The sequence below is a fragment of the Moorena sp. genome, from assembly GCF_982860115.1.
The window spans coordinates 1-11,973 of the sequence record NZ_CEYLVT010000228.1; the positions used below are offsets into that span (position 1 = coordinate 1).

The 11,973-nt window shown below is 42.9% G+C and carries 14 protein-coding genes and 1 pseudogene; 9 read left to right on the forward strand and 6 right to left on the reverse strand.

Features of this window, described 5'->3' with window-relative positions:
- Positions 1–33 precede the first annotated feature (33 nt).
- The gene (locus AC4II3_RS26860) at positions 34–201 is read left to right on the forward strand and encodes a zinc ribbon domain-containing protein (RefSeq protein WP_488017330.1); all 168 of its coding nucleotides are present in this window, start codon (positions 34–36) and stop codon (positions 199–201) included.
- 8 nt (positions 202–209) lie between these two features.
- On the opposite strand, the gene AC4II3_RS26865 is transcribed toward AC4II3_RS26860, so the two are convergent.
- Entirely contained in the window at positions 210–1,808 is a 1,599-nt protein-coding gene (locus AC4II3_RS26865) for an FkbM family methyltransferase (RefSeq protein WP_488017332.1), read from the reverse strand.
- A 406-nt stretch (positions 1,809–2,214) separates the two neighbouring features.
- Between AC4II3_RS26865 and AC4II3_RS26870 the strand changes: the two genes are divergently transcribed.
- Positions 2,215–3,522 carry an FAD-binding oxidoreductase gene (locus AC4II3_RS26870; RefSeq protein WP_488014452.1) on the forward strand — a complete coding sequence of 436 codons (1,308 nt, stop codon included), beginning with the start codon at positions 2,215–2,217 and terminating at the stop codon, positions 3,520–3,522.
- Here AC4II3_RS26870 and AC4II3_RS26875 read toward each other — a convergent pair.
- On the reverse strand, positions 3,490–3,618 hold the full coding sequence (locus AC4II3_RS26875; RefSeq protein ID WP_488014454.1) for a hypothetical protein: 129 nt from the start codon (positions 3,616–3,618) through the stop codon (positions 3,490–3,492). The genes AC4II3_RS26870 and AC4II3_RS26875 overlap by 33 nt on opposite strands.
- Positions 3,619–3,798: 180 nt before the next feature.
- Here AC4II3_RS26875 and AC4II3_RS26880 point away from each other — a divergent pair.
- Positions 3,799–3,900 (forward strand): annotated as a pseudogene (locus AC4II3_RS26880) (hypothetical protein); the annotation flags it as partial.
- Between the two features lie 2 nt (positions 3,901–3,902).
- Positions 3,903–5,243: a (Fe-S)-binding protein gene (locus AC4II3_RS26885; protein WP_488014456.1), complete on the forward strand. Its 1,341-nt coding sequence runs from the start codon at positions 3,903–3,905 to the stop codon at positions 5,241–5,243.
- A 63-nt stretch (positions 5,244–5,306) separates the two neighbouring features.
- Here AC4II3_RS26885 and tnpA read toward each other — a convergent pair whose 3' ends face one another.
- Positions 5,307–5,720: an IS200/IS605 family transposase gene (gene tnpA / locus AC4II3_RS26890; RefSeq protein WP_488014458.1), complete on the reverse strand. Its 414-nt coding sequence runs from the start codon at positions 5,718–5,720 to the stop codon at positions 5,307–5,309.
- 64 nt (positions 5,721–5,784) lie between these two features.
- On the opposite strand from tnpA, the gene AC4II3_RS26895 reads away from it, so the two are divergent.
- Positions 5,785–7,011: an RNA-guided endonuclease InsQ/TnpB family protein gene (locus tag AC4II3_RS26895; protein WP_488014460.1), complete on the forward strand. Its 1,227-nt coding sequence runs from the start codon at positions 5,785–5,787 to the stop codon at positions 7,009–7,011.
- Positions 7,012–7,049: 38 nt separating this feature from the next.
- Here the strand turns inward: AC4II3_RS26895 and AC4II3_RS26900 are convergent, their stop codons facing one another.
- Positions 7,050–7,463: a sll0565 family protein gene (locus AC4II3_RS26900; protein WP_488014462.1), complete on the reverse strand. Its 414-nt coding sequence runs from the start codon at positions 7,461–7,463 to the stop codon at positions 7,050–7,052.
- An 81-nt stretch (positions 7,464–7,544) separates the two neighbouring features.
- On the opposite strand from AC4II3_RS26900, the gene AC4II3_RS26905 reads away from it, so the two are divergent.
- On the forward strand, positions 7,545–7,832 hold the full coding sequence (locus AC4II3_RS26905; protein WP_488014464.1) for a DUF6439 family protein: 288 nt from the start codon (positions 7,545–7,547) through the stop codon (positions 7,830–7,832).
- A 24-nt stretch (positions 7,833–7,856) separates the two neighbouring features.
- On the opposite strand, the gene AC4II3_RS26910 is transcribed toward AC4II3_RS26905, so the two are convergent.
- Positions 7,857–8,303 (reverse strand): ATP-binding protein, encoded by a 447-nt coding sequence (locus AC4II3_RS26910; protein ID WP_488014466.1) that lies wholly within the window; start codon positions 8,301–8,303, stop codon positions 7,857–7,859.
- Between the two features lie 548 nt (positions 8,304–8,851).
- Positions 8,852–10,237 (reverse strand): 23S rRNA (uracil(1939)-C(5))-methyltransferase RlmD, encoded by a 1,386-nt coding sequence (gene rlmD / locus AC4II3_RS26915; RefSeq protein ID WP_488014474.1) that lies wholly within the window; start codon positions 10,235–10,237, stop codon positions 8,852–8,854.
- 181 nt (positions 10,238–10,418) lie between these two features.
- On the opposite strand from rlmD, the gene AC4II3_RS26920 reads away from it, so the two are divergent.
- The 3 genes from AC4II3_RS26920 to AC4II3_RS26930 all read left to right on the forward strand — a co-directional run bounded on the left by AC4II3_RS26920 (position 10,419) and on the right by AC4II3_RS26930 (position 11,886).
- Positions 10,419–10,592 (forward strand): hypothetical protein, encoded by a 174-nt coding sequence (locus AC4II3_RS26920; RefSeq protein ID WP_488014468.1) that lies wholly within the window; start codon positions 10,419–10,421, stop codon positions 10,590–10,592.
- Positions 10,593–10,689: 97 nt separating this feature from the next.
- Positions 10,690–11,184 (forward strand): allophycocyanin, encoded by a 495-nt coding sequence (locus AC4II3_RS26925; RefSeq protein ID WP_488014470.1) that lies wholly within the window; start codon positions 10,690–10,692, stop codon positions 11,182–11,184.
- A 264-nt stretch (positions 11,185–11,448) separates the two neighbouring features.
- Positions 11,449–11,886 carry a hypothetical protein gene (locus AC4II3_RS26930; RefSeq protein WP_488014472.1) on the forward strand — a complete coding sequence of 146 codons (438 nt, stop codon included), beginning with the start codon at positions 11,449–11,451 and terminating at the stop codon, positions 11,884–11,886.
- The last annotated feature ends 87 nt before the right edge of the window (positions 11,887–11,973 follow it).

Consider the following 11,973-nt stretch of genomic DNA (forward strand, 5'->3'; position numbering starts at 1 on the left):
TGCTCCTTGTCGTAAATATTATCTCCTTTGCTGATGAACCTGCGGAATGTGGGTTCTTGTCCTTCTTGTGGGTACATCGAAGATCGTGATGTGAATGCGGCAATCAACATTTTGAAGTTGGCGGTGGGGCATCCCGTCGGTAGTAAAGCTTTCCGAGTATCCGAACCAGTAGGTGGAGTTGGAAAGAAGCCCACACTGTAATCTACGATTCAGTGTGGGAGTATGTCACGCAACGCAATAATATTGAGTCTTCCTTGTAAATCCTCCCTAGAATTTATCGGAATTAGTTGCCCTAGGTAAGGCTGATATTGAAACAGTTGATAGCCTTTATCTCTGAGAAAATCAGCAACAGCTAGGTTACTCCCCCGACTCCCTGCAATATTTTCATACAGTATCGTTGGGCTAAATTCCGTTAAAATTCTATTGCTGCCTGCTAAAACTTGCAGTTCATGACCTTCTGCATCAATTTTCAACAAATCAACCCTGCTAATAGCTTCTTGCTCAATCAAGCTATCTAGAGTAAAGCAGGAAACTTCCTCAAAATTACCAGATTTTACAGTTGCTTGTTCATCACTAGAAACAATTTCATTAAGTTCACTAGCACCATGAAGAGCAAGTTGAGCCGTACCATTGCGATCGCTAGCTGCTCCTGCACACACTTTCACCCAGTCTAACTGATTAATAGTACAGGTTTCTTCTAAACAACGAACACAACCAGAAAACGGTTCAACCGCTAGCACACACCCTTCTGGTCCTACTCGTAAAGCAGCACTAAAAGTGTAGACTCCCGCATTAGCACCAACATCAATAACAGTCATCCCAGGTTGGAGCCAGTTGCGCCAAAACTCCATTTCTTTTTCAAACCAGTCTCCTTGAGCAATTAATACACTTGTCACCAAACTCCGGAGACTTGGCTCAACTGCTAATAGTAACTGCTCTTCAAAGGTCACATAAGTAAATGGACTTTCAAGCTCCAATTCAGTCCATTCAAACCCGATTAAATCCGAATTTTCGTCCCTAATCTCGCCAGCCCTAGCTAGCCCAATATCTCGCCAATACTTGGCTAAATCTCTCTGTCCTAAATCTCGATAAGCCAGGTATAGGGATTGTATAATCCTAGCCGAATAAGGAGCAAAATTTTTAGCCTGGTGTAAATTAAATAATCCTTCCCATTGACTATTGACCAGGCTAGCAATTCCCAACTTTAAATGAATAGACGGGGAATCTGAGAATAGTTGAACAGCAAGATGGAGAAATCGCAATCCCGTAGCATTATAAAATACCAATTGTGAGCGACATAAAACCTCACTTAACAAAAAAATTGATTGAGCGTAGCCATCCTCAGCATCTAGAATGTGAGCCAATTGCTCATACCGATTACCTGTAAAGCCATTTCCAGGAGGTAGATAAACTAGTCCTAGAGGAATGGATTGCTCATTAATATCAGCGGGATGTAAGGTATTAATTAAGGTTGGAAATGCTGTTTGTATCCCCTGCTCCATTTCTCCAGTCATGGCGAAAACTAGAGCTAAATGAGCAGCACACAGGGGATGACCAGATAACTCAATTCCCTGATTCAAAGCGTCAAAAGCCATCTCCAGATACATCGCACGTAGAGATGAATTTTCACATTGCTCAGCTTCAATTAATGCTACTACAGCACAGTTGTTCAATTCTATAGCAGAAGTCGGATTATCCCAAGACGTACCTTCAATACTGGTCTCTACAGTAGATAAAATCTCTGAATCCAGAGTCAGACCAGTACTTTCGAGATATTTCCAATAGGAATCAGCATAATTGACAGACATTTCCACTTTCTCTTAATCAAAGGTTTGCTGTCCTATTTTTACCTCTAATCTCAGGGGGTGACAAGCTAATTGAAAATCTTACAGGGGTTAGGTTTTAGGGGTTAGGTGTTAGGTAAAATTGTCAAGCGGGATGGATTGATTAAAACTATCATTGACGTTGTATGGTGAAAATTGCTTCAATTGCTGGGAAATACAAATGACACCGATGCGCTCATTTTCCCCAATACCTAAAACCATTAACCGTGCCACCTATCTAGGTTTGAGCTTTGTTGTCACCCCGTGAGACCTCTAATACAGAGTGATGGGGTAATAGGAAAGACGATAATGACCTGTTTTTGTTCACCAATCCATTACGATTACTATATGGATTATCCCACAATCTGATCAACAAACCCCATCAACTTCTATGAATGCGATCGCTTCAACCCTAGAACCAATTGTCGGAAATTCCAATATCTACACCTGGGAAAACCTAGACCCAAGCTGGCAAGAGCGAATCAAACCAGCCATTGCTCCCGACACCCTTCCCAAAGCTATCGTTTACCCTAGCACACCCGAGCAACTAGCCCAAGTCATAGGTCTAGCTCATTCCCAACATTATCATCTCCTCCCCTGTGGTAACGGCAGTAAATTAGGCTGGGGAGATATCGGTAAAGACATTGATGTGGTAGTAAGTACCAAGCAGCTCAACCAAATCATTGACCACGCCGTAGGAGACTTGACAGTTACCGTAGAAGCCGGAGTTAAAATAGCTGACTTACAAGCTATTTTAGAAAAAACCGGTCAATTTTTAGCATTAGATCCAGCTTATCCCCAAGAAGCGACCATTGGAGGTATTATTGCTACCGCAGACAGCGGATCCCTACGTCAACGCTATGGAGGGGTTCGGGATATGTTGCTCGGGATTTCCTTTGTCCGCAGTGATGGAAACATCGCTAAAGCCGGGGGTCGAGTGGTAAAGAATGTTGCTGGATATGATTTGATGAAGCTATTTACTGGCTCCTATGGCACCCTGGGAATTATCACTCAGGCAACCTTTCGGCTATATCCAATACCAGAAGCATCAGCAAGTATGGTGTTGACAGGTGAAATGGATGGAATTGCATCAGCTGTAACAACAGTATTAGCCTCAGCCTTAACTCCCACAGCACTAGATTTATTATCCCCTAAGTTAGTCACAGAATTAGGGATTGGTCAGGACATGGGATTGATGGTAAGGTTCCAAAGTGTAGCAGACAGTGTTAAAGAGCAATGTGCTCAAATACAGTCAATTGCAGAACAGTTAGGGTTACGGAATAGTTTTTATAATAACGAGGATGACACGAGTCTATGGGAATCATTGGCAAACTCAATTAGGAAATCGCGACAATCTTCAAAAATTGTCTGCAAAATAGGAGTATTACCAACTGCTGCTGCTAAAACATTGAACACCTTAGAAAAGTTAGGAGGATTGGGAGTGATTCATGTTAGAAGTGGCTTAGGTAAAGTGTGGTTTGACTCCGAAGCAGTCAGTTTAGACGTGATTCAAACTATGCGCAGTTATTGTCAATCTGAACAAGGATTTCTAACAGTATTAGAAGCTCCGATAACCTTGAAACAGGAGTTAGATATTTGGGGATATCAAGGTAATGGATTAGAAGTAATGCGTGGACTTAAACGAAAGTTTGATCCAGAAAATGTTTTAAGTCCTGGCAGATTTGTTGGAGGAATTTGATTGAGCGGTTTTAGGGAGTCGGGAGTCGGGAGTCGGGAGTCGGGAGTCGGGAGTCGGCATAAAAAAAATAATTTTAAAGTATATGAGAACTATCATAATGCTATATCAATCATCAATTAGCAATTAGCATTTAACCAATTACCATTCAATAGTCAACCTTAAACCTTCCAACCTTAAATTCAACCTTAAACCTTCCAACCTTAAACCTTACAACCTTAAATCTTCCAACCTTCAACATTCCAACCTTAAACCTTACAACCTTAAACCTTCAACCTTAAACATTCCAACCTTAAACATTCCAACCTTAAACATTCCAACCTTCAACATTCCAACCTTGGCCTTTCGGCCACGCTACGCGAACAACATTTAAACCTTTAAAAATGACCAATATCCAAGAACTAACCACTAATAAGCAAAATGGTTTTGATGCTCAAAAACCGCCCAAGCAGGAATTGATTGATGCCTGCGTTCATTGTGGCTTTTGTCTTTCCACCTGTCCAAGTTACCGGGTGCTTGGCAAAGAGATGGATTCCCCTCGGGGTCGGATATATTTAATGAATGCCATTAGTCAAGGGGAAGCTCCCCTGGCCGAAGGGAGTACACAACATTTCGATTCTTGTTTAGGATGTTTAGCTTGTGTGACAACTTGTCCGTCTGGGGTTCAGTACGATAAGCTAATCTCCGCCACTCGTCATCAAGTTCAGCGAAATCAGCCTCGTAGTTTTCCAGATTGGATGTTTAGACAGCTAATTTTTAGGTTGTTTCCCTATCCGGGGCGATTGCGTTCATTATTGTTTCCTTTATATCTCTACCAGACCTTGGGCGTGCAGAAACTAGTGCGCTCTACGAATTGGCTCAAACTGCTATCTCCTCGCTTAGCAGCCATGGAGTCAATGCTACCAAAAGTTACTCTAGATTCGTTTCGGGATAATTTACCCGATGTTATTCCCTCTGTGGGCAAGAAGCGTTACCGGGTAGGAGTAATACTTGGCTGTGTGCAACGGTTGTTTTTCTCCCCAGTGAATGAAGCAACGGTGCGGGTGTTGACCGCCAATGGCTGTGAAGTGGTGATTCCCAAAACCCAGGGCTGTTGTGCCGCTTTGCCAGAACACCAAGGACAAACACAGCAAGCTCAAGCCTTGGCACGACAGATGATAGATAGCTTTGAGGGCACAGACGTTGATGCCATCATTATTAATGCTGCTGGCTGCGGTCATACCTTGAAGGAGTATGGTCACATCCTGGAAGATGACCCCGAGTATGCCCAAAAAGCTCACGAATTTGCGGGTAAGGTCAAGGATGCCCAAGAGTTTCTAGTTAGTGCAGGACTAACTGCAACCCTTTCACCGCTTAGGGATGAGCCATTGACTATTGTCTATCAGGATGCTTGTCACCTATTACATGGACAGAAGATTAGTGTACAACCGCGACAGTTATTGCGGCAAATTCCAGGAGTGACTTTACGGGAACCAATAGATGCCGCCTTGTGTTGCGGTAGTGCTGGAGTTTACAACATGCTCCAACCGGAAGTCGCCGATGAGTTGGGACAGCAGAAGGTGAATAATTTATTGAACACTGGCGCAGAATTGATTGCTTCCCCTAATCCAGGCTGTTCATTGCAGATCAAGAAGCATTTGCAGCTGCAAGGAAAAGACATTACCTTAATGCATCCGATCGAGTTATTGGATTATTCGATTCGAGGATTGGGAATTAAGCTTTAGCTGAACCCGCGAGAAGCCCCACATCTCAATGCGCAGCATGAGTGTGGGATGAATCGCGGATGGCTATTCCTTTGGCCTTTCCTGGTTCTCTATGTACTTCTTAAGCTGCGTTATAGTAACTCCACCACAGCTAGCTACAAAATAAGAACTATTCCATACGACGTTTTTGCTATATAAGCGACTCAAGACATCATTGAATTGCTGTCTAAGCTTTCGAGAGCTAACTGACTTTAAGTTATTAACCAAATTACTGAGCTGAATGTCTGGATGGTATTGAAATAGGAGATGGACGTGATCCGACTCTCCATTGAATTCCACCAGATCACCATCCCATTTTTCTAATAGATCAGCAAAGATATCGTGCAATTCCTGCAACATGCCGTCAGTAAATACTTTTCGGCGATATTTTGTTGTCAAAACCAAGTGTGCTTTGAGGTCACTTACGGATCTTCCTTTTGTGGCAAACTTTTTCTTCATGGAACTGTTGACACCTTCTCTAAGTCAGTGTTACACTAATAGCATAAACTGATAAAAATACATCGTGATAATCGCCTACCAGTATAGGTTGCGACCATCAAAGAAACAAAAGGTAGTCATAGATAGCTGGCTGTCGATGCTTTGTGCTCAATACAACTACTTACTGGCGGATCGATTTAATTGGTACGAGGCGAATCGTTGCTCTATTAATGCCTGTCCTCTTGTCTGTCATTTGCCCGAGCTAAGAGATAATCCAGATTACTACAGTCAAAAAAAGACCTTACCAGTTCTGAAAAAGACTCATCCCTGGTACAAGGAGATCCATTCACAGGTACTTCAGGATGTCGTAAAGAGGGTTAAATTGGCTTTTGATAGATTCATAAAAGGAGATAAAAACGGAAACAGAAGCGGTAGGCCAAGATTCAAGAAAAGGCATCGTTATCGCACTTTTACTTACCCTCAGATGAAGGAAGGGTGCTTACAAGGAGATCTAATTGATTTACCTAAAATAGGGAAGGTCAAGATTGTTTTACATCGCCCTATCCCTGATGGGTTCAAGATTAAAACAGCTTCCATCACTAAAAAGTGCGATAATTTTTATCTTGTTTTGTCCCTTGAGGATAAGACTGTCCCTGAAGTTAAATCTGATATTAATCCTGACTCAATAGTAGGTATCGATGTCGGTCTTAAAGAATTCTTGACCACTTCCGAAGGGGAGAGGGTAGGAATTCCTCAATATTATCGACGGTCTCAGAAAAGGCTAAAAGTCATCCAGAAGAGAGTATCTCGACGAAAAAAAGGAGGAAAGAATAGATTTAAAGCTGTTAAGCAACTCGGGAGGCAGCATAAGAAAGTAGCGGACAAACGGAAAGACTTCCACTTTAAGACCGCCATTTATTTGCTGTCAAAATATGACGTGATTGCTCACGAAAAGTTAAACGTCAAGGGACTGGCTAAAACCCGATTGGCTAAATCTGTATTGGACGCTGGGTGGTCTAGCTTCCTGACAATCCTGGCAAGCAAAGCCGCAAATGCTGGCTTGTTAGCGATTCCAGTAAGTGCTCAGAATACTTCACAGAATTGTTCCAGTTGTGGCAAAAAAGTCCCTAAAAAGCTGCACGTTCGGTGGCATGATTGTCCTCACTGCGGTTGCAGTTTGGACAGAGATCATAATGCAGCAATAAATATTAAAAACAGAGCGGAAGGGCAGTCCGTTCTTAAAGCCCAGCGCCTCCTAAGGGATACCCGGATTGGCTGGGAAGCCTACACTGAACCTGCAAGGTCAGTGTAGGAGCTGTCACGCGCACAAGAACAACTGTCAACAAGTGACTAACTCACACAAGACCTAAGTATCCAACCAATCACCAACCCCAATCCCCCAAACCGCACCCCATGCCAAAACGGTTCCCGTAGACTATGCCAAGAAAACAACTGACTCTCTAAATTCAGCTCCAGGACTTCCAGTTGTTCTTGGATTTGCCTTAACTCAGCCTTGAGGGCTTGTCGATTACTATTAGTATGATTACGTTTAGTCTTGCGCAAATCTTTCCTAATTTGCTCTCGACGCTCCTGGAGTTGAGCTTGCTGTCGCTGATCCTGCTCAACCTGAGTATAACGTTTCTTGAGAGTATTAAGCGATCGCTCTATTTCTGCCAATTCCTCTTCAAACTCATTCACATCTTGTTGATCCTGTCTATTTTTTCCTGAATTACGATAAGATGATTGAAACGATTCTGGAGGCATATAGCAATCGTAAATCCTAAGTTAAAATAGTCTTGAGTTGGTAACCACTTACACACTCCCCCACTCAGCACTTAAAAAACAATGCCTGAATCCATCCAATTCCCCAAAACTGATGCTAAGATGGAACCTACCACTCTGGAATTGGCTCAAGCCTTAGCAGAGCGTCTGGCGATCAGGCCCAATGATTGGCATCGCCTAAAGTCTAATCGCTCTGCCCGAGCTAGTGAGCAAGCTGCTGCTGCTTTGGTATTTCTGCTCAATGAACATCCAGAAGAAGCCCTTGAACGGTTGCGCCAAGCATCTGGATGGCTAGACCGCTCTATTTCAGCTCCACCATGTCCAACTCATGGGACACGAAACCCTAAGTAACGAAACCCTAAGTAAAATAGGTGCTTAAGAAAATAGGGGGCGCTTAGAAGGGTGATTAACTTGTTTACAAAGCCTAATTTCTGTGCCCTGGTTGTTCCAGAGGACTTTATCGAAAATTTGGTGAAGCAGGCTCATGCCTCTACCGCTTTCTGATTCATCGCAGGGTAGGCTAACATCGGGAGTCTCTTGGTCATCACAATTGGGAAAACCAGACCCTTCATCTGAAATTACCCACCAATATTCACCATTGACTACTGAAAATTGAACCTCTACGGTCTTACTTGGGTCTAAATTATTACCGTGCTTTGCTGCATTCACTAATGCTTCTTGTAATCCCAGCCGGAGTTCCGGTTGCCATTTATTGGGAATTTGTTCAAGAAGCAAATCTAAGATCGGGCAAAGGTAAAGGGTAGAAGCAAAGCTAACCGTTTCCCAACCGCACTCAGCCGGACTCAAAGATGTGGCAATCACTCAAGAAACCCCTAGCTTTTTTTTGGTGGACTTGATATAATAGGAGGCTAGATGCCTGATATTGATCGGGTTAAATCTGAACACGACAGAATCATGCTCAGGGAGCACCGGACTAGGAACTCTCGATTTCTTGAGGTTGGCTTATATATTCAGAAATAAAGATTTCTGGTGGCATAGCTAAACTACAACCTCTCCATGGTTAATTATTATGTTGATTATTTCAATAAGTTTATTGTTGCTGCTGTACCTATCAGCTCAATAGCAGATCAGCTCAATGGCAAAAATGCCTAAATAGCGCTATGCTAATTTAGCGTTACTCATATCGCATAACCTTGTTTGTTTCTGATTCCCTACGTCTATAGTATCAGAAAATTTTCGACCAGACCAGACCCTTCTGGGTAATTTCCTCATGAAATACCAGTAAAATAGGTAAATAATTGATGTAGATAATTGAGACTATATATAGGGACTATACATAAAGAAACTATATATAGCACTACCCATTGAGATTAGGACATTGAGTGTTCCACAATTGGGCAAGGCCGATATCAGTGCTCTAGAAAAGCAGCACATTCAACATGAGAGGTTTGAGGAAAGAAGTCAGCAGGTTGGATGTGGGTTAACTGATAGTTACCGTTCAGGCAAAGGAGTTTGAGGTCTCGTGCTAGGGTAGCTGGCTTACAGCTGATATAAACGATCCGTTTTGGTGCCACTTCCCTAAGCATGTCAATGACTGCCGGAGAACATCCCTTACGGGGTGGGTCAAGTATTACAATATCTGGGGCTATAGTCAAATGGGGCAGTAACTGCTCGACTGATCCCGCCTGAAATTTCACATTAGTGATCCCATTGATCAAGGCATTCTGCTCAGCTTGTTCTACTGATGCGGCTTGCACCTCCATACCGATAACTTGGCTTACCTGTTGAGCAAGGGGTAAAGTAAATGTACCAATGCCACAATAAGCATCAACTACACATTCATCCCCCTTCAGGGCTAGCTGTTTAATGATTAGGTTTAACAAAATGTCAGCCGCTTCAGTATTAACTTGGAAAAACGTATCTGGTCGCAGCCGCAACTCAAGACCAGCAAAGTTTTCCCTCAAGTATGGCTGACCGGCAACACAATAGGTTTGGGAACCAAAAATGACATTACTGCGTTGGGGGTTATGATTCACACAAACACCAACCAGTTGGGGATAACGATTTAGCCAAGTTTGCCCTTGAACATCCAAGTCTTTTAAATTCAGATCTGTTGTGACCAAGGTCAGCAACATCTCGCCAGTCTGTTTTCCAATCTGTAACGAAAGGTGACGCAATCGTCCTTGGTGGCGGCTTTCGTTGTATATCGACCACCCCAATTGCTCAATATCCTGCTTAATTTCCCCTAGCAGGGGATTCAACCGCTGGTCTTGCACGGGGCATTGATTAAGATTAATCAGCTGGTGGCTACCTTTTTGGTAATAACCCGCTTGAACTGAACCCTTTGCTGAGCGTTTAAGGGGATAGGTAGCTTTGTTTCGATAGCCCAAGGGAGAATCTGTGGTTAAGATTGGTGCTACGGCGGGTTCGCTAAATCCACCAATGCGTTTGAGGGCTTCAATCACCTGATTTTGCTTCGCCAACTGCTGATAGTCCCAGCTCACATGCTGCCATTGGCAACCACCACACTTATCCGCCACGATACATCTGGGATGAACACGATTAGGAGATTCCACCAACAGTTGGTGTAACTTACCAGTGGCATAGTTAGGTTTGACCCGAATCAGGCGCACCAAAGCTTTATCCCCTGTGACAGTATCCGGAACAAAAACCACCCGATTTCCTAGCCGTCCAACGCCATCACCACTATCACTGAGGTCTGTAATCATGACCTCAATCAGTTGACCTTGTTGCCAACACTCAGGTCTGGACTCATTAGTTATCATAATTGGCATCATCTAGCAAAGGGATTAAGTAGTAGGGATATCGGATGCGTTCGCTGAAAGCGGGACGAAGTCCATCGCTTATGGTAGAAACCACTTCAGGTTGGCGCACCCTTCGCTACCTGTAGGGTGTATTATTAAGTTACCCTAGTACTTATACCGTTTTTGCGTAAATCCTGATAGTTTTGTTTTATTGCCAGCTACAGATGGCAAGAGGGAGCAACGGATGCTTCGAGGGCATGTTTTGGATTGGGAAAGAGGGGAAAGAGACTATCGATGGCAGCAACCATGCATCGGTTTTGCTCGATTTGTTGATATTATGCCCAATGCCCTTCCGTTGTGTCACCCAAAGTCGGTAAACTACTAATTAACAGTTCTGGCAACAAGTCCCGAGCTAAAATCTTTAATTTAGCAGGGGATGAATTGCCTGAGTAACTCAATAAAAAACTCCATAAACAAATAAGATGAGTGTAGTTAGTCAAGCCATTCTCAATGCCGATGACGAGCTGAGATACCTCAGCTCTGGTGAACTCAAAAGTATCAATGATTTTTTGCAAACCGGTGAGCAGCGATTGGGCATTGCTGCCACCCTGTCGGAAAATGAAAAAAAGATTGTACAACAAGCCAGTAGTCAGCTCTGGCAGAAACGCCCTGACTTCATAGCACCAGGAGGCAATGCCTATGGTCAACGTGAACGAAATCAGTGTTTACGGGACTATGGTTGGTACTTGCGCTTGGTCACCTATGGTGTACTTGCTGGTAATCTCAAACCTATTGAAGACATTGGTATAATCGGGGCAAGAGAAATGTATAATGCCCTAGGTGTGCCAATGGCAGGGATGTCAGAAGCGATAAATTGCTTAAAACAGGCATCTTTGGGAATCCTAACCGATGAGGATGCTGAGCTGACAGGTCCCTTCTTCGATTACATTATTCAAGCAATGTCTCCTAAGTCCTAAGTCATTAGTCTTAATTCATTGGTGATTAGTCATTAGTCATTGGTTATTTACAAATAGCCAATGGTTAATTGTAAGTTATAAATTTACAATTAAAAATTAGCAATTAGCAATTACCAATTAAAACTTAAGAAAAGACTAATGATTAATGACCTCAAATCCCACGCATTGTAGTCGTGGGATTCTTTAAATAAAATGTGGTTAATCAAAAAACTGCCCTGGCTTTCATTATCAATTCTTCTGTTAAGCCATAGTATTTTTGGCTGGATGATATCTGTTGACTGTCAGGAATTGATTACGGTAAAACAGACTACATCAGGCTCACATCCTTCCTTATTTAACCTATCGGTATGGCTCTGGCTGATTGGAGCAGTTTATATCTTGTTGATGGCTTTAGCTATAACTTCTCCAGTGTATCAGATTAGAAAAATGTACGGGACTTGGATGAAATCTGATACCAAAGCTTTTGTTTCCGTAATTTTAGGCTCTTTCCTAGGCGTTATGATCCTGCGCTGGATTCATTATTCTAGCCGTATTCTGGTGCTGATTGCCGCTGCTGCCTTAGCTAGATTAGATCTTCAAACAGAAGGATACGGTGAATGGCAGGCTTTTTGGATCATCTCTGGGGTTTCTCTTACAGGTTTTAGTCTAGGGTTATTACTAAATCAGTTACTAGTTAATCAGTTACTGATAGCAATTATATAGCCATGTTGATAGAGATTAGTTTCGGCTTTTTAGTAATGGGTAATGGGTAATGGGTAATGGGTAATGGGTAATGGGTAATGGGTAATG